Origin of the sequence: Methanobacterium lacus (assembly GCF_000191585.1) — an archaeon.
Taxonomy (GTDB): domain Archaea; phylum Methanobacteriota; class Methanobacteria; order Methanobacteriales; family Methanobacteriaceae; genus Methanobacterium_B; species Methanobacterium_B lacus.
Window position 1 is genome coordinate 1 of sequence record NC_015216.1, and the last position, 18866, is coordinate 18866.

17 protein-coding genes are annotated in these 18866 nt (G+C 37.4%); 8 read left to right on the forward strand and 9 right to left on the reverse strand.

Going from position 1 to position 18866, the window contains the following annotated elements; genetic code table 11:
* Positions 1–51: 51 nt before the first annotated feature.
* The 3 genes from purB to METBO_RS00015 all read left to right on the forward strand — a co-directional run bounded on the left by purB (position 52) and on the right by METBO_RS00015 (position 3007).
* The gene (gene purB / locus METBO_RS00005; protein WP_013643605.1) at positions 52–1401 is read left to right on the forward strand and encodes an adenylosuccinate lyase; all 1350 of its coding nucleotides are present in this window, start codon (positions 52–54) and stop codon (positions 1399–1401) included.
* A gap of 241 nt (positions 1402–1642) precedes the next feature.
* Positions 1643–2533, forward strand: a complete 891-nt coding sequence (locus METBO_RS00010; RefSeq protein WP_013643606.1) for a hypothetical protein — start codon at positions 1643–1645, stop codon at positions 2531–2533.
* A 66-nt stretch (positions 2534–2599) separates the two neighbouring features.
* Positions 2600–3007, forward strand: coding sequence for a DUF126 domain-containing protein (locus METBO_RS00015; protein WP_013643607.1), 408 nt, complete (start codon positions 2600–2602; stop codon positions 3005–3007).
* 34 nt (positions 3008–3041) lie between these two features.
* Here METBO_RS00015 and METBO_RS00020 read toward each other — a convergent pair whose 3' ends face one another.
* From METBO_RS00020 to METBO_RS00035, 4 genes are all read right to left on the reverse strand, one after another.
* Positions 3042–3467, reverse strand: coding sequence for a DUF5518 domain-containing protein (locus METBO_RS00020; RefSeq protein WP_013643608.1), 426 nt, complete (start codon positions 3465–3467; stop codon positions 3042–3044).
* Positions 3460–3906: a YrzE family protein gene (locus tag METBO_RS00025; RefSeq protein WP_013643609.1), complete on the reverse strand. Its 447-nt coding sequence runs from the start codon at positions 3904–3906 to the stop codon at positions 3460–3462. The genes METBO_RS00020 and METBO_RS00025 overlap by 8 nt, the downstream gene beginning before the upstream one ends.
* 64 nt (positions 3907–3970) lie before the next feature.
* Positions 3971–4342 carry a DUF5518 domain-containing protein gene (locus METBO_RS00030; protein ID WP_013643610.1) on the reverse strand — a complete coding sequence of 124 codons (372 nt, stop codon included), beginning with the start codon at positions 4340–4342 and terminating at the stop codon, positions 3971–3973.
* Positions 4343–4541: 199 nt separating this feature from the next.
* A complete protein-coding gene (locus METBO_RS00035) occupies positions 4542–4919 on the reverse strand; it encodes a hypothetical protein (protein ID WP_048186286.1) in 378 nt (125 codons plus the stop codon).
* 171 nt (positions 4920–5090) lie between these two features.
* Here METBO_RS00035 and METBO_RS00040 point away from each other — a divergent pair, with 171 nt between their 5' ends.
* Genes METBO_RS00040 through METBO_RS13150 form a run of 3 tightly spaced genes read left to right on the forward strand, consistent with a single transcriptional unit; the run spans position 5091 to position 9003 of the window.
* Positions 5091–6338 carry a metal-dependent hydrolase family protein gene (locus tag METBO_RS00040; RefSeq protein ID WP_013643612.1) on the forward strand — a complete coding sequence of 416 codons (1248 nt, stop codon included), beginning with the start codon at positions 5091–5093 and terminating at the stop codon, positions 6336–6338.
* A gap of 26 nt (positions 6339–6364) precedes the next feature.
* Entirely contained in the window at positions 6365–8800 is a 2436-nt protein-coding gene (locus METBO_RS00045) for a heavy metal translocating P-type ATPase (RefSeq protein ID WP_013643613.1), read from the forward strand.
* 56 nt (positions 8801–8856) lie between these two features.
* Positions 8857–9003, forward strand: a complete 147-nt coding sequence (locus METBO_RS13150) for a YHS domain-containing protein (RefSeq protein WP_013643614.1) — start codon at positions 8857–8859, stop codon at positions 9001–9003.
* Positions 9004–9089: 86 nt separating this feature from the next.
* On the opposite strand, the gene truD is transcribed toward METBO_RS13150, so the two are convergent.
* From truD to METBO_RS00065, 4 genes are all read right to left on the reverse strand, one after another.
* Positions 9090–10343, reverse strand: a complete 1254-nt coding sequence (truD, locus tag METBO_RS00050; protein ID WP_013643615.1) for a tRNA pseudouridine(13) synthase TruD — start codon at positions 10341–10343, stop codon at positions 9090–9092.
* A gap of 198 nt (positions 10344–10541) precedes the next feature.
* Positions 10542–11882, reverse strand: a complete 1341-nt coding sequence (ftsA, locus tag METBO_RS00055; RefSeq protein WP_013643616.1) for a coenzyme F390 synthetase — start codon at positions 11880–11882, stop codon at positions 10542–10544.
* Positions 11883–12041: 159 nt separating this feature from the next.
* Positions 12042–12722 carry an HAD family hydrolase gene (locus METBO_RS00060; protein ID WP_013643617.1) on the reverse strand — a complete coding sequence of 227 codons (681 nt, stop codon included), beginning with the start codon at positions 12720–12722 and terminating at the stop codon, positions 12042–12044.
* A gap of 18 nt (positions 12723–12740) precedes the next feature.
* The gene (locus METBO_RS00065) at positions 12741–14039 is read right to left on the reverse strand and encodes an amidohydrolase family protein (RefSeq protein ID WP_013643618.1); all 1299 of its coding nucleotides are present in this window, start codon (positions 14037–14039) and stop codon (positions 12741–12743) included.
* Between the two features lie 111 nt (positions 14040–14150).
* Here METBO_RS00065 and hisG point away from each other — a divergent pair, with 111 nt between their 5' ends.
* Together hisG and METBO_RS00075 are read left to right on the forward strand one after the other, a co-directional pair.
* Entirely contained in the window at positions 14151–15011 is an 861-nt protein-coding gene (hisG, locus tag METBO_RS00070; protein ID WP_013643619.1) for an ATP phosphoribosyltransferase, read from the forward strand.
* An 11-nt stretch (positions 15012–15022) separates the two neighbouring features.
* Positions 15023–15802 (forward strand): fumarylacetoacetate hydrolase family protein, encoded by a 780-nt coding sequence (locus tag METBO_RS00075; RefSeq protein ID WP_013643620.1) that lies wholly within the window; start codon positions 15023–15025, stop codon positions 15800–15802.
* 49 nt (positions 15803–15851) lie between these two features.
* Here the strand turns inward: METBO_RS00075 and leuS are convergent, their stop codons facing one another.
* A complete protein-coding gene (gene leuS, locus METBO_RS00080; protein ID WP_013643621.1) occupies positions 15852–18728 on the reverse strand; it encodes a leucine--tRNA ligase in 2877 nt (958 codons plus the stop codon).
* Positions 18729–18866 lie beyond the last annotated feature (138 nt).

The window sequence follows — 18866 nt, forward strand, 5'->3', positions numbered from 1 at the left end:
GTTATCGAATTGATTATTGAATTTTAGAATATTTTTACGGAGTTAATTAACATGGCTATCCACCCAATAGAATTTAGATATGGAACAGAAGAGATGAGAGAGATCTGGGAAACAGATAACAAACTTCAAAAAATGCTTGAAGTAGAAGCTGCCCTTGCCGAAGCGGAAGCAGATCTGGATATTATCCCCAAAAATGCAGCTTTAGAAATAAAATCCAAAGCCAGTACTAAATTTGTCACTTCAAAGAGGGTATCAGAAATTGAGGCAGAAACCAACCACGATATAGCCTCAATTGTCAAGGCCCTTGCAGAAGTTTGTAATGATGGTGCAGGAGAGTACGTACATTTTGGTGCAACATCAAACGACATCATAGACACTTCCCAAGCACTCTTATTTAAGGAAACTCTGAAAGTCCTAAAAACTAGGCTAACTGAACTCACAAAGATCGTGCTAAGACTTGCAGATGAAAACAAGACAAATGTGTGCATAGGAAGAACCCATGGACAACACGCACTTCCAACAACCTATGGAATGAAATTCGCAATATGGGCAGATGAATTACACAGACAACTCAACAGACTTGATGAGTGTGAAGAAAGACTTTGCGTGGGAATGGTGACTGGAGCTGTTGGAACTACTGCCGCCCTTGGAAAGGAAGGATTGGACATTCATAAGAAAGTTTCCAAAATTTTAGATCTTAAACCCGTCATGATATCCAGCCAGGTTATTCAAAGGGATGCACATGCAGAGTTCATAATGGACCTTGCAAACATTGCAAGCACCCTTGAAAAGATGGCATTAGAAGTGAGAAACCTTCAGAGAACAGAGATAAACGAATTGGGAGAAAGTTTTGATCCATCTAAACAGGTTGGATCCAGTACCATGCCCCATAAAATGAACCCAATTACAGCTGAAAGAATCTGCGGAATTTCAAGGGTAGTGAGGGCATATGTTGCACCTGCCTTGCAGAACAACCCACTTTGGCATGAAAGGGATCTTACCAACTCCTCTTGTGAAAGAATTATTCTTCCAGAATCATGCATGTTAACAGATTACATGATTAAACTCAGTATTCGACTTTTCAGTAACTTGGTTTTCAAGCCTGAAAACATTGAGAAAAATCTTAACTTGAGTAATGGATTGATCATGGCAGAACGTGTTATGGCAGAATTAACCAGGAAAGGAATGGGTAAACAAACAGCTTACTCCCTTGTTAGAAAGTGTTCGTTGGAAGCTTACGATCTTGACACTGGTTTAAAGCAAGTTATTGAATCTAATGACGAAATAAAAGCTTATCTGTCAAGTTCTGATATTGAGTTAATTATGGATCCCCACACGTACATAGGATCCTCTGTTGAAATGGTTAACGAGGTGCTTGTGGCATCCAAAAACTGGTTCTAATATCTAAACCATTTCAAATTTTTTTCCACCACCTACTAAAAACCGCCATTACAATGAACAATTACTGATAAATTTTTTTTTTGAAATATTTTTTAGTTTAACTAGAACTTCCAACGATTTTTTAATGATTTAAAAAATGTATTTTATCTTCAAAATAGATGAATTTATTTTTTAACGATTTATTTTATGCAAAAACATTAACCCCTCCAAATGCAAAAATTATACAATTGGAGGTGTAATAGTGATTGAAATTAAAGATATTAAGTCCGTAAAGATCGTGCCATTCACCCTTATGAATTCGTCTATTACGGCAGTTATAGGATTGATATATGGTATTGTGTTTGCCATAATATTCGGAGTATCAGTTGGAAGTTCACTCCCCGGTATCACGGCAGGAATGATAGCTACCATAGTAATAGGGTCCATATTGGCCTTTCCAACTATGATGTTTTTGGTCAGTGTTCTTGAATCGTTTTTAGTAGCACTCCTTTACAACCAACTTGTTCCAAGATTAGGAGCTATCCAGTTAGGTTTTGAAGACCTTAAACAGATACAAACTGTCCCTGTAGTTCCCTTTGCATTGATGAGTGCGTCAATTGGTGGAATTCTAACCTTCTTAATGATGCTGATCATTGGTCCGCTATTTGCATTTGGAATTCAAAGTGCAGCACTGGCAGGAGCAGCAGGCGTTCCAGGATTGTCAAGTATAGGATCCTTTGGATTGTTGTGGATGATCATATTGATCGTGGGAATCCCAATTGTAGCTTTCGTGGGAATTTTTATTGCCACAGCAATAGCTGTCATAATCTATAATTTACTGGCCCCTAAAATTGGTGGTGTTGAACTGAACTTCAGCACTGCATCAGGCAAGTTCTTTGAAATTGAATCAATACCTGTTGTTAAATTTGCTCTGATAATAACCCTAGTTTTAACGGTTATTCAACTTATTTTAGGCATTATTGATCTGATAGTATCCATTGCAATAGGATCTTCAGCTGTGGGAGCATTAATTGGACTAGTTATTCAAGTTGTTACAACATTAGTTGTGAGTTTCATTCTCTATGCAGTAATGGCTTACGCATACAACTATTTAAGACCTAAAATTGGCGGAATTAAACTGGAAATTGAGTAATATTAATTTTTACTCAAATTTTTTTTTTGAAATATATTTTTATAACTTGAAACATGAACTATTAGCATGGATCCAAAAATAATTAATTGCAGAAAAATTTCTAAAGGCATTACATCTGGAGAAGTCATAATAACCAGGGATTCTTTGAGTTTTCTTGGAGGAGTCAATCCAGATACAGGGGAGATAATCGACTCAAAACACGAGCTCTTTGGTAAAAATATTAAAAATAAAATACTTGTGATGCCCTCAGGTAAAGGATCTACTGTGGGATCGTATGTACTCTACCAAATGGCAAAAAATTCAACAGCACCTTTAGCAGTTGTAGCTATTGAAGGAGAACCTATCATTGCAACAGGAGCCATAATGGCAGGAATTCCCATGGTTGATCGTCCTGAGATTGATATATTCGATTTACTCCATGATGGTCAAGTTGTTGAAGTTAATGCAGATGAAGGTTACTTGAAGATAATTTAATTAAATTAAAAAAGTAAAAATTTAGGTTTAACTTTTAGTTAACCTTAACTTGAACATATTCCTTTTCTCTCATTGAATAGCCTATAACTCCGCCCATAGCACCTAAAACTCCGCCAAGGATTATTGTTATGAGTGTGAAAAACAATCCTGTGATCAGAGTGATTGTACCTAGAACTGCTCCTATCTGTGTGAAAACCAGCCCAATTACTGTGCTTAAAACACTGAACCCCAATATAAATATGGCCCCTATTAGAAGACCGCCTATCACGCCAGATAAAGCACCATCCCCGGCATCTGATGCAGGGGTTCGTTGAGATAATCTTTCGTTTGATAGGTAGGCTGTTAATAAACCTCCAATAACAGGCCCCAGGAAAAATAGGGGAAAGAGAACTATGGTCAATATCATGGTTAGCACCACATTGGCCAGTGCACCTATTCCAACAGATTTCCAATCAGTCATTTTTTTCACTGCTTTCTATTTCATCGTTTGGCTTTGTTGGTTCGGTTGATTCTTCTATTTCGCCTTCATATACTCCCATGTGTCCTGTTTTTACGCTTATTAGTAACCCGATGATTCCACCAAGAGCACCAACTATTATGAATCCTCCAATTAACACCAGTGCAGCGTAGATCAATATTCCTGCAACTATCTTTGAAAACCCTGAGTAAGCATACACAAATAGTATGTAAATAACACCTGTGAAAATACCAACTATGATTCCATGAAGCCCAGATTCAATTACTTTTAATTGTTCCTTACCACTTGCTAGGTACGTTGTTATCACTGCACCAACGAAAACTGCAATATAGAAACCAAGCAATCCTAAAACTAATGACAATAAAGCCAGTAGGATTAGCGATACTAAAGTACCTATTAAAACTGATTTTTGATTTATCATATTAAACTCCCTCTTAAACTCTAAGTGTATTATGTTTGTATAAATTAAAAACTATTATAAACTTTTATCCGACTACTTCAGGTTCATCTTTTATTAAGGCCCCTATTATTCCTCCAACAGCCATTATTATCATAACCCCAACAAAACCTGCCAGAATAAATAATGAAGTTATGGATGCTGCAGCAAAACCTATTATTCCTAAAATTAATGTTCCAGCTATAAGAAGGAGCAAAGAAAGTACTATGGCCCCAAATATGCCTGCAAGAGCTCCGTTGGTCGCGCCGTTCATGGCATCTCCACCAACCATGTATCCCACAGCCATCCCAGCAAGGAGTAATCCAAGTATTCCGCCCCATATTGGCACTATTACAGCAAATATACCCCCTAAAATTATTGAAAGGATAAATCCTAGTATTACAGCTCCCCAGTTAATCATATGTTTCCTCCGTTACGATTCGATTAGTATAAATATAATTGATTGGATGGCTTATACATCAGTTTAATGACATTCCTATGTTATTTAAATATAAATTTCATGTACTAATAATATTTTTGTAAAATAATTAAAACTTTAACAAATATTTGAACAGTTACACATCCATAAATTTACAAAAAAAGTAATTTTTTTATATTAATTAACTTCGAATTAATTTGAGAGTTAAAGATCCTCCCAGCGAACCAACCGAAGCAAGAATGATATAAACAACTATTAAATATATTTCAGCACCGTAACCAATATTTCCTGCCAGTAAACCTGCTCCAAGCCCTGCTGTAACTCCATAGATCATTGCTAGGATCAATGCAAAGATGGATAAAATTAAACCCGTGCCCATACCGACAAAAATTCCATTGAATAATCCATCCATGATTTCACTGCCACTTATTAACCCTGTTACAAATCCTGCTATTCCCATTCCCAAATATGTTCCATAAGTACCAATTAAAAGCCCCAACAACACAACCATCACAATGGCAAGAAACAGCCCACAACCAAATTCTTTAAATTCAACCAAACCATCACCAATCAAATTATTCTAACAAATTTATTAAACATTTCCATTAAAAAATTGCTTTTCAATAGATCATCGATAAATTTTCAAATCTTAAAGAACTTATTAGATAATATGAAAACAATATACATATTAACAATTGTTAAAAATCCTTAAGCTATGGAAGGTCTCCAAATGTCGTACACCCTCATAAGAAATGGAACCCTGATAAATGGTAACGGGGGAAAACCCATAAAAAATGCTGCAGTTTTAATAAAAAACAATATAATTATTGCTGCAGGCTCTGAAAAAGCCATTGAAATTCCGAAAACTGATCTGAAGATCATAGATGCTGAAGAATGCTTCATTCTACCAGGATTTATTGATGCACATGTGCACATAATGACTGAAGGATTCGCAAGAGAAGACACCATATACACCCCCCACTCACTGTACTTTTACAATGCAATTGAGTTCATGAAAAAAACCATATTTGCAGGTATAACAACTGCAAGAGATGCTGGAATGGCAGATGTGGGAGTTAAAATGGCCATTGATAAAGGTTTGATCACGGGTCCAAGGCTACAAATATCTGTAGCTCCCCTGACAATTACAGGAGGTCACTTTGATTTCTGGCTCACTTCGGGCTTTGATATCAAACCCATGTATCCCGGTCTTCCAGATGGAATAGCAGATGGACCTGAAAATGTGAGAAAAAAAGTTCGAGAAGTCATGCGTAGTGGTGCAGAATTTATCAAAGTAATGGTTACAGGAGGAGTCATAAGTGCCAATGACAAACCAGAACATCCCCAATTCACACTTGAAGAATTAAAGGTAATGGTTGAAGAAGCCAAATTTAGGGATTTGCAAGTTGTGGCCCATGCACATGGAAACAAAGGCATTATAAATGCTGTTACTGCTGGAGTAAATTCTGTGGAGCACGGAACCTGTTTGGATGATGAAAGTATTGGACTCATGTTGGAAAATAACACCTATTTAGTACCTACATTCATTGCAATGAAGATAAACAAAGAAATGGCAGAGGATGAAACCTCATCAATTCCCGATTGGAGTCGTGAAGATGCCATAAGAATGGAAAAAGTGCATGAAACCAATATGCGAAGGGCTTATCAAGCAGGTGTTAAAATTGTCATGGGAACAGATTCAGGAGTAGTGCCTCACGGCCAAAATTTGAAGGAATTAGGATACTTATGCGACATGGGAATGGATCCAATGGAAGCCATAGTCGCTGGGACCAAAAGAGCAGCAGAAAGTTTAAGATTGGACAGTAAAGTTGGAACTTTAGAAGCAGGAAAACTTGCAGACGTAGTCTTAAGCAAAAAGAATCCACTTGAATATATAAAAACACTTGGAAATCCAGACAACATAGTCATGGTAATCAAAGATGGTGTTATAGTCAAAAATATTCATTCAATAAATTGAAATTAAAATTACTGGAAGAAAAGAAAATGGTTAATCAACCCAAAAAAAATGCGAATATAAAAATTTCTGGAATGGGATGTGCATCCTGTGCACTCAACATTGAAAAATCCTTGAATGAACTGGAAGGTGTGGAAACAGCCACAGTCAATCTTGGAACAGAAGAGGCCAGTGTGAATTATGACCCTAAAAAACTCCAGTTAGCAGATTTAACAGAAGCCGTTGAAGAAGCTGGTTACGAAGTTGTTAACGATAAAATTACCATCAAAGTAGGCAGTATGAGTTGTGCAATGTGCGTTAAAGCCATTGAGGATGGATTGAACAAGTTGGACGGTGTGAGTGATGTCAATGTGAATCTTGCATCTGAAAAGGCATATATTACTTATAATCCTGCCATGGTGGGTGTTAAGGAATTTAAAAATACCATAGTCGATCTTGGTTACGATTATCTTGGAGTAGAGGGAGAAGAAACCCAAAATTTAGAGGAAGAATTAATAGAGAGGGATCTAAAGGGTAAGAGGAACAGAATAATTGTGGCATTTGGATTTGCCATTCCCATAATGATACTGATGTTTAGCAACATCACCACTCCAATTCCAATGACTTATCTGTTCCTGATAATATCCATTCTACCGTTCATCTACGTGAGCTACCCAATATTCAGTGCAGCTTACAGATCCCTTAAAAATGGAAATCTGGATATGGATGTTATGTATTCCATGGGTATCGGAGTTGCATATGTTTCCAGCGTCCTTGGAACCTTCAGTATTTTACTCACCCCCGAATTCATGTTTTATGAAACTGCACTCATGTTAGCTGGTTTTTTAATGTTGGGCCGCTATCTTGAAACTCGGGCCAAGGGCAGAACATCAACTGCCATTAAAAAACTTGCAGGTATGCAGGCAAAAACAGCCACAGTAATGAGAGAGGGTGAAGAAGTTTTAATCTCGGTTGAAGATGTGGAAATAGGCGATACTGTCGTTGTTAAACCTGGTGAAAAGATACCTGCCGATGGAGTTGTTTGTTCTGGAGAAAGTTACGTTGACGAATCTGCAATAACTGGCGAACCAATTCCTGTGCTTAAAAATAAGGGTAAAGATATTGTGGGCGGGACAATAAACAAGAATGGAACTTTAAATTTTAAAACAACTAAAGTAGGCAAAGACACTGTTCTGGCACAGATTGTTAAGCTGGTTGAAACTGCACAGGGTTCCAAACCACCAGTTCAAAAAATCGCTGATAAAGCTGTGACCTACTTCATTCCAACAGTTCTAACCATAGCCATAGTGGCGTTTATTGTCTGGTATCTACTGCTGGGAAGTTCTCTGCTCTTCGGTTTAACAGTCCTAATATCCATTTTGGTTGTTGCATGTCCCTGTGCCCTTGGACTGGCAACACCAACAGCCATCACAGTAGGACTCGGAAAAGGTGCAGAACTAGGAATTCTAATTAAAAATGGTGATGCACTGGAAATATCTGAAAAACTTACAACAATACTTTTCGATAAAACAGGCACATTAACAAGGGGCAAACCCGAAGTTACAGATATAATTAGCTTTGAATTAGACAAAAACGAATTACTGTTCTACGCTGCAACTGTAGAATCTAGATCAGAACATCCCTTGGCAGATGCCATAGTCAGGAAGGCCAGAGCAGAAAATTTATCACTGGGAGAAGTGGAAGAATTTGACAGTTTTGGTGGCAAAGGTGTCAAAGCAGTTGTGAACGCGAAAAATATCATCATAGGAAACAGATCTTTGCTAAGAGAAAAAAATATTGAACTTAACAGTGAAAACGAAGCTAATATATTTAAAATCGAAAAAGATGGTAAAACTGTTATTTTAGTTGGAATCGATGATGTCTTAGCAGGATTGATAGCGATTGCTGACACAATAAAACCAAACACCGCAAATGCAATAGCTGAACTCAAGAAAATGGACCTCAAAATCACCATGATCACGGGAGATAACGAAAGAACAGCTAAAGCAATAGCTTCACAGGTGGGAATTTATAATGTTATTTCAGAAGTCCTACCCCAAGACAAATCAGCAGAAGTCAAAAGATTGCAAGATGCTGGTGAGACAGTTTCCTTCGTGGGAGATGGTATAAATGATGCTCCTGCACTGGCACAGGCCGATGTTGGAATAGCCTTGGGAAGTGGTACAGATGTGGCAATTGAAAGTGGTGACATTGTACTGATAAAGGATGACATCATGGACAGTGTTGCAGGGATTCAACTGTCTAAAAAAGTAATTTCCAGGGTTAAACAGAATTTGTTCTGGGCATTTGCATACAACGTGGTGTTAATACCTGTGGCTGCAGGAATACTCTATGCTCCCTTTGGAATTTTGTTTAGACCAGAATATGCTGGTTTTACCATGGCATTGAGTTCTGTTACAGTTGTAAGCCTTTCCTTGATGTTGAAGAGTTATTTGCCTCCTGCAAAGAAATTGGAAAAGATATAAATTTTATGAAATATATCATTGAAGATTGCTAAAAAAATGTTTAGGAGTGATTTTGAATGGCGATAGATCCAATATGTAAGATGGATGTAGATGAAAAAACTGCAAAGTGGGTCAGTGAATACAATGGCAAAAAATATTACTTCTGTGCCCCGGGTTGTAAAAAAACCTTCGAAGAAGATCCAGAAAAGTACGCTGAAAAATAGTTAAATAGACATTTAAATTTAAATTATCTTTAAACTTGAAAAATAAGGAATATAATTAGTTTAATATATTCCTTATTCATTCTTGTTTAATACACATCTTCCTTCATTATTTCCCTTAAAACTGCAGTTGCATAACAACCCTTTGGGATTGAAAATTCTGTTAATACTCCTTCAGGAGTCATCTCTGCTGAAACATCCCATATTTTAAATCTCATAGCTCTTCTGAGTCCATGACTTCCCAATCTTGGAGTTTTAGGACATTCAAACTCTTCAAGTTTAATGTTTTCCTCATCCATCACTTGTTGTTCTAGTTTTCCCACCACTCCCCCGGCCAATGGCACCTTTGTACCGTAAAGCGGAGATGTGGGGTGTATTTCAAAGTTTTTTATTCTGTCTTCAACCGTTTCAACATCAAATTCATGGACCAAATGCTCTTCATTGTCTATTAAAATATCTCCTTCCACATATTTGTTGAGTCCCAGCTTTGCTCTTTCGCTTACAGCCTTGTTAAACAGGTATGATTGATATGCATGAACAAACATTCGTTTTAATGGTTTTGGCAAGCTTTCAATCGCAATTATATACGATTTTTCCGTTAATTCGCCTTTTCTACGTTGGAGGTTTAGGAGTTCCCTTAGCAACATCTTTTCGTAGCGCATGGATCCTGGCATTGTTTGGTAGGCTTCTTCAAGTTTTCCTTCGTCGTAAAGGCTTCTGGCTTCCTTTATATGCTCCCTTTCTTTAGGGTATGGATTTCCAATATAGGCATCAACCGCACCTTTAACATCGTTGTGTACAAGGTACTCCCCAACTACGTGGGTGTTAGATCTTTCCTTTCCAAATCTTTGCCATCCATAATAGTTAGGTACCCCTGTTTCAATTAGTTGTTTTAGAACATCCTGAGCTGTTTCAACATCATTTTCTGGATCATCGGTATTTCGGATCAATATTTTGAATTTGTTACCTACTAATTGCCCTATTCGAAGCTTTTTCTCGTTCTGTTTGATGTCCAGTACTTCCACATTGTACAATTTGTCAGTGATCGATTGGATTTCTTCCACACTACTGTTTGAAACACATAACCATTGGCGTGTTCTTGCAGTTTTATCCTTCATTCCTGCAAATCCCATTCTTTTTCTGCTGATTTTGAGTTCCTTAGCTATATCCAAAACCACATCCAAAGTGTTTCTACCAATTTTTTCAATGAAAATCCATGTGTTTGGACCATTTCCACTGGGCAGACTCAATGGTATTTCTTCCACATAAAAATCTTCCCTTTCATTTCTTATTGAGCCCCCAATACCTTTATTATTAGTTTCGTAAGTTTCGGCGTTTAACATGGACTAGTTTCTCCTTAAATTTCATGAATATGATTTGTAAATATTTGATTTGGATGTTTATTCTTAGTTCTAACAACAATAAATTTCATTTTTAGTGCTGACTATTTTGTTAAAGATTTTGAAGTTATTAAATAATCTTAATTGTGTGACTTAATCTTGGACATCTAAAAATAAAAAAAATTTTAGTATCCTTTATAATCATCTGCGGTCTACTAATCTTTTAGGTCTGCCACTTATCTTATAAAATTCAAGACCTTCGGGTTCAGTAAAATTGAAGATGATGTTGAATGTTCCATCTGAGTGTGCTTGACGTAGACCAGGTTTGAATTTTAGGAAAGTTTCCAAGAAATTATTTTCTATTGATCCAACATCACAGTTTGGAGAATTTTCACATTCCATACTCACCCTTAGAGTTGTTTCTTCTTCATCCCCATAAAGAAAAGCCTCATACTCTCCTGTTAAATATTCCATGTTATCCCTTTGGAACACTCCTTGTTCCACATCCACCTTGTTGAATGGGAAACCCCCCACATAAACTGTTTCTGCTTCCCTCTGAGGATTCATAATTTTCATGTGTGTCCTGCCGCACGAACATTTTTCCCTTGAAACCACTGTTGTGGTGTCATCTGTATCGTAGTTAATGAGTAAATTTCCAGTTTTCCCACCTTCAGGTAGTAACGTGGTTAAAACTATTCTGCCACACTCCCCATCATTCACAAAGTCTTTTAGTTGTGGATCGTATACATCGAGATGTACCAAATCCTCAGGAACATGGAGGCCAGATTTCATCCTGCACTCTCCACACATGGTGCCCTCAGTACTTCCATAGGTGTTGTACACTGGAACATCCCAAAGTTCCTCTAAATATTTTCTTGATTCTTCTGGAAAGCTTTCTCCTCCCGCAATAAGTCTTTTTATACTTGATTCCTTAGGATCTAAACCTGAAGATTTCATTCTTTTTGCTAGCCTTAGAAGTTTAAATACACTACCCACAATTCCTGTTGGTTGGTAATTCTGGATGATTCTGATGGGAAATGAACATTTACCCTCTGGAATTATGCTCATATTTATTTTATGAGCCCCTAATGTCATGGTATTAGCACCTACGTTCATCCCGTAGGATGCACATATAACTACTCGATCTCCTTCTCCAAAATTTTGAGAAACAAATGCACGAGCATATTTTTCTGCATACCTCTGCCAATCATCCCAAGTTAAAAAAAATGATTTTGGAACTCCGCTGGTTCCACTGGTTTCGTGGATGGTGTATACATCATTCCATGGAATAGATTTAAATTCAAAACCTGGAGTTATTGGTGGTTGATTTTCCCTGATCAACCCTCCAGAAATTAGCGGAAGCTCTCTCAAATCTTCGTGGCTATGAATATCCGAAGGATTTATGCCGTTTCTGTCGAACCATTTTCTGTAGAATGGAGAATGTTTGTATGCATATCTGATTGTGTGTTGAATCCTGTTCTCCACCAAGACATCCAATTCAGGACGTTTCATAGTCTCAATAACATGGTTGTAGTAATCCAATTTTCCACCTCTACTGAACTATGTTTATTTTTATGTTATCTTAAACTAAAATATGATTGGATCAAGCAAAACACACAGAATACAGTAACAATGAAAAAAAAATTAAGGATAAATAAAAAAATGGTTACTTAAATTATAAATCGATACGATTATATCCGTTTAATCTAAAATTATTGATAGTATCCTGTCTTTGTCAGTCAAATCCTTCACTACGTAATCTGCACCTGCAGCCCTTAAATCATGCTCAGAGAAATCTCCTGTAGCAACTCCAAGAGTGTTTACATTAAGTTTTTGACCTCCCCAAATGTCCCTTGGAGTATCTCCAATCAGATATACATGTTTCCTATCGATGTTTCCTATAATATTTTTAGATGCTTCCAGGGCTTTTTTGACCAGGCCACTTCTTTTTAAAACCCTGTCACCAAATCCTCCAAATTGGAAATATTGTTTTAAACCCACTTTATCCAATTTAAGCCATGCTATGGCTTCCATATTTCCTGTGACTAGTCCCATGGGTATTTGGTGTTCCTGCATATCTTGGAGAAGTGGTTTAACTCCTTTAAGCACTTTGAGATCACCCATCTTCAGGGCTTCATTGAAGTTATCATGCATAACAATCATGCACTCTTCAAGACCGGATTTTATGGTATTGACATCAATATTTTCGTTTTTTAATGTGGTGCAGATTATTTTGAGGTCAGTCATCCCTTGCATATTTTTCAAGGACTGTGGATTTTCCACTCCATACACTTGGGTCAGAGATTTTTTAAGTGCGTTGTAATGGCAGCTTGAGCCAACTATCAGGGTTTTATCAATGTCAAAAAGTGCTAATCTGTCCATAAATTATCTCCTCGAGGATTAGTCAGCTTTTTTGGTCAACATTTCTTCAGCTGCATTTTGAGCCATTTCAATTACCATCGCCTCATCAATGGTTAAGAGCTTTTTATTTTCCATAAGCACTTCACCATTACATATCACCGTGTCAACATCTCCACCCTGAGCAGAGTAAACTAAGTGAGACATTGGATTTCTAAATGGAGTCATTCGAATTGTTTTAATGTCTAATAAAGCCATATCTGCTTTTTTACCGACTTCTATGGTTCCTATATCGGCTTCAAGCCCAATTGCTGCAGCTCCGTTAATCGTGGCCATTTCATACACTTCTTTAGCAGGAAGTACCGATGGATCCAAAGTGTTTACCTTCTGGAGCAGTGATGTGATCTTCATCTCTTCCAAAATGTCCAGGTTGTTGTTGGAAGCAGTTCCATCAGTTCCTATGGATACACTTGCACCCTCGGCAAGTAGTTTAGAAACTGGAGCAATACCTGAAGCGAGTTTCATGTTACTTGAAGGATTGTGGGATATTTTAGTCTGACTATTCTTGATAAGGGAAATTTCATCCTCTGAAAGCCAAACTGCATGTGCAGCTGTAACTTCTTCCCCTAGGAATCCTATTTCTGACAGATATTCAAATGGCCGTTTACCCTTAGATTCCAGACTGTCTGAAACTTCTTTTTGGGTTTCAGATACGTGTATGTGAATTCTGTGACCGGATTTGTTTGCCTCTTTTTTTACTTCTTCAAGAAGTTCTTGAGAACAGGTGTATGGAGAGTGAGGACCGTATGCAACCTTTATCCTTCCATCAGCACTGTTGTGACATTTATCTATGATTCTTCTGGTTTCCTTGAATTCGTTTTTCCTTTTAGTTTCATCTCCAAAATCTATCATTCCATGGGATAAAACTCCCCTCATTCCAGATTCATCTACTGCCTTAGCAACGTGGTCCATGAAGAAGTACATGTCGTTGAAACAGGTTGTACCAGATTTGATCATCTCTGCACATGCTAAAAGTGCACCTGCATAACAATAATCGCCGTTTAATTCAGCCTCTGCAGGCCATATATGATCGTTTAGCCAAGTATCAAGGGGCATGTCATCTGCAAGACCCCTCATGAGTGTCATTGAAAGATGGGTGTGTGTATTGACAAGCCCTGGAATTACAAGTTTTCCACTGGCATCTATAACTTCATCTGCATCATTAAATTTAAGATCGTTCGAAATTTCCACTATTTCATCATTTTCTATTAAAATGGAGCTTTTTTTAATTTCATCCGCAATTAAAGTTGCATTTTTTATAAGGATGTTTTTTGTTTCCATGTTCACACCATTTAAAATAATTGAGGGAAGAACATAAATACCTAACAGTTCAAATTTTAGCATGTTTCAAATTAACCAATTATGATCATGGATTTAGATAGGAGGACTTAAATGCAAATCAGAATAGCCGTACCTTCCAAGGGAAGGATAAGTGATCCTGCTGTCAAACTTTTAGCCAAGGCAGGAATAGGAATAAAAGATACTGCCAACAGAAAGCTTTTTTCAGAAACTTACGACAAAGAAATTAGTGTTATGTTCACAAGGGCTGCAGATATTCCTGAATTTGTTGCAGACGGTGCAGCAGATATTGGAATGACAGGACTTGATCTGATAAAAGAGAACAACGCAGATGTGGAGATACTTGAAGACCTAAATTTCGGAAGTGCTAAACTGGTATTAGCAGTTCCAGAAGAATCTGATATTGTGTCTACAACTGATATTTCAGATGGTTCTGTGGTTGCAACTGAATTTCCAAATTTAACCAGCAAATATCTTAAATCTAAAGGAATTAATGCTAAAATTATAGAGTTAAGTGGTTCAACAGAGATTGCTCCATTTATTGGGGTTGCAGACATAATAACAGATCTGACTAGCACAGGCACCACCCTCAAAATGAACCATCTTAAAATTATAGACACCGTCCTAGAAAGTTCCATTAAACTTATAGCCAATAAGAAAAGTTTCAATGTTAATAATGAAAAAATTGAAGCCATAAGAACTGGAATTAAGGGAGTTTTAGATGCTGAAGGTAAAAAACTCGTTATGATGAATGTTGAGGAGAGTTTCCTTGAGGATGTGAAAAAGGCCATGCCCGGACTCACAGGACCAACAGTTTCGAGTGTTTTATCAAGTAAAGATGTTGTGGCTGTTCATGCAGTTGTGGATGAAAAGGATGTTTTCAACCTGGTTAATCGTTTGAAAAAAATTGGGGCTAGGGACATTCTCGTAGTGCCAATTGAAAGAATTATATAGGAGATTTGTCTATGAAATTGATGGGTTTTGAATCCAAGGGCACTGAAAAGGTGGGGATCGTTTCAGATGAAGAATTGATTGAAATTGATTGTTCAATGATCCAAGCACTAAACTGCCAAGATATCAATACAATTAAACGAGTGAAAACCCATGATATTTCTGAGTTGGAAATTAAACCCCCAATTAGACCTTCAAAGATCGTTTGTGTGGGTTTAAACTACCAGGATCATGCAAAGGAATTGGATATGGAACTTCCAACAGAACCCATAATCTTTATAAAACCTTCAACAACCGTAATTGGGCACTTAGACCCCATAATATATCCCAAAACTTCCACACAAGTGGACTACGAATCAGAACTTGGAATTGTCATATCCAAAGAAGCCCATAGAGTGAATAGAAAAAATGCACAAGAATTCATTGGAGGCTTCACAGTTGTTAACGATGTCACAGCAAGGGACAAACAAAGGAAGGATGTTCAGTGGACTCGTGCAAAAAGTTTTGACACATTTGCACCCATTGGACCATGTATAGAGACTGAAGTGGATCCCATGAATTTGAATATTTCTTTAAAACTTAACAACGAGATCAAGCAGAATTCCAATACTAAAAACATGATCTTTAATGTCAACGAACTGGTGGAATTTATATCAAGCATCATGACACTACTGCCCGGAGATATAATTTCAACAGGAACGCCTCCAGGTGTAGGGCCAATGCACATAGGAGATACAGTAGAAATTGAAATTGAAGGTATTGGTACCTTAAAAAATTATTTAAAATCTGAATAAGATCGAATCAGTTCTCTTTTAAAAATAAAAAAAATAGAAGGGATTAATTTCATCCTTCTATGAATATTGCAGGTTTGTATGGCATGGCATTTCTGGATTTGTTTTCAGGGTCGTAACTAGGTTCATCATAGATAACTATTTCTGCATCTGCTTCCCCTGAAAGGAATTCAATTGAATCCTTCAATATTGAATATTCATCGATGATGCCCACATATTTCATCTTTGTCATTTCTCTACCGATTTTCTTTGCAAATTCAGCAATTTCCTTTTTGTTGTCGTGAATATTTTGTTTAATAGCTGTTTGCATTATTTTTCCTATGTCAGGCTTACCAATACCGTCTGCAATTTCAAATAACTTCCATTTCCATTCTGGAGCCACGTATACATGGATCTTTTGTGGTTTGATATTAATGACCTTTTTAATTTCATTTATATCCTGTGAAAGTCCGTGAACTATTTCCTCTCCCTTTTGAACAGATTCATCCACGAGTTCTGCAAAGTACTCTGGCCAAGGTGTTGTGGATACCAGACCTTCTCCTCCAAATTTGTTCCATAGTTCTTCACATCCATGGGGTACGAATGGAACCATGAGCCTGATCCACACTCCCAAAATGTACACCAGAACTTCTGCAATTTCGTTCATTGCTTCTTCATCTTCACTTTGGTGCTCTATTCTATAGAACAAATGATCTATATCCTTTTTAAACAAGAAAAATGCATCTTGTAGTGCTTTTCTTGTTTGGAATCCTTCTAATGCTTCTGTTGCATCATTTATTCGCATGTTCACTTGTGCAAGCATCCATTTGCTTATTGGCTGTTCAACAGATGGAGGGTTTAGGTGATCCATGATGAGTATTTGAGAACCGTAGATTTTTTCCACACGACGGGCAAATTCAAAGAACCATTCCATACGTTTGCTGATTCCCCTTACCTCATTTTCTCTCCAGTCGAAATCCTGCCAAGGCTCTGCAGAGGACATTAAAAATAGTCGGATAACATCAGAACCGTAGGTGTTGATTGCGTCCTCCAACATTATGATGTTTCCCTTGGAAGAAGACATCTTATTTCCCTCTAAAAGTCCCATTCCAAACACAACTATTCCTTGAGGCCATTTATCCCTTGGAAATATTGCTGAATGATGGAACATGTGGAATGAAAGATGGTTACCAACCAGATCCTTGGCAGATAACCTCCAGTCCAGAGGATACCAGTAGTTGAATTCATCCCTCATCTGCTTTGTAAGTTCACTATCTATCTTAACTGATGATTTATCGGATTTAATATCTAAAAATACTTCGTCAAAGAATTCATCGTTGAGATCTTCTGGATCTATTGAATTCATGTACTTTGCAATGGTGTAGTAGGCCATATATATGGTTGAATCACTTAAAGGCTCTATCAACCAGTCAGTGTTCCATGGTAATTTAGTTCCAAGCCCAATTCTACGTGAACAAGCCCAATCCTGCAACCATCCTATGTAATATTTGAAGTTGGCCCTGATTTCTTCAGGTATTATGTTCATGCTCTCGAGGCACTGATAGGTTAACTCTTTCCATTCTTCGTCTGAATACTTGAGGAACCATTGATCTTCCAGGATTTTAACCACACATTTTGTACCACAACGGCAAATAACTGGTCTTTCTGCGAATTCAAACAGTATATCTCCAAGCTTATCTTTCAGGAGAAGTTGTATAATTTCATCCCGAGCATCCACAACTTTGTATCCGTTGTAATCCCCAGTTTTCTCATCCATAACCCCCTTTGCATGTTCCAACTTGTATATTTCATTGGTTGCTTCCTTGAGATTAGGATCGTTTTGATGTTTTACATCGAACTTGTCAAGCATGTCCTGGGCAGGTATCTCCCCATAACCCTTTAGTTTGATTATTCCCACCGGTTGTATGGTCTCGATTTTTTCAACAAGACCAAATTTCTCTAGTAGCTCATTGTTCTTTTTGAGGTCTTGAAGTGCTATTAAATCTGCTGGAGCATGGCCAGGTACGGAGTAAACCACTCCGGTCCCATACTCTGGATCTACAAAGGATGCTGGGAGTACTATGTGTTCAATTCCTGTGAGTGGATTTTTAACATATTTTCCCACCAGTTCGTTGGTATCAATATCTCCCTCGATTTCTATGTTCTTCTTTTGATTAGTTAGATTATCGTAAGCATCCTTGGCAATGATCCATTTTTCATCACCGATCTTTATCTTGATATAATCTTCATCAGGGTTCAACCATAGATTTGTAGCACCAAACAGAGTTTCTGGTCTGAATGTTGCTGCAACAAGATAATTTCCATCCAGTTCAAATTTGATCAGGGTAAGTTCGTTTATTCCAACTCCTTCACCCTCCAGTAGATCGTGGTCACCAACAGGGTTCTGATCTTCCGGACAGTACTTCACTGGATGTTCTCCAATACCCACCAGGCCCATATTCTTCAATTTTCTAAACTGCCACTCTATAAATTTTTGATAGTGTGGATCTAATGTTTTGAACTCTCTTCTCCAGTCTATGGAGTAACCCATCCTTGTCATGACATCGTGGTACTCTTCACCGAAGTACTTCACGATGTACTCTGGATCAGTGAACTTTGCGAGTTCTGATTCAGGAACCTTGTGTATGTTCTTATAAATATCAATGGTCCATGGATCCTGTCTCTGTATACGCTTGGCAATACCTACCACAGGAGCTCCTGTAACATGCCATCCCATCGGAAACAGGACATTATATCCCTGCATTCTCTTAAAACGTGCATATACATCTGGTACTGTGTAGGTCCTTCCATGGCCCACATGCATTGCACCGCTTGGATACGGATATGCAACTGTTACGTATACTTTCTTTTTGTTGTTGGGATCTGACTGGAATAAGTTGGATTCTTGCCAAACCCTCTGCCATTTCTCTTCAATTTTAATGTCGGTCAACTGATCATCCCCAGAATAAAACTTAAATTTCAATTAAAATTCTACCGTGAATTTAAAATCAATTATTTATGATCTTTAATTGTTTGAATTTTTATAATGAATTGAATTTCATAACATATTAATTCTCAACAAATAATA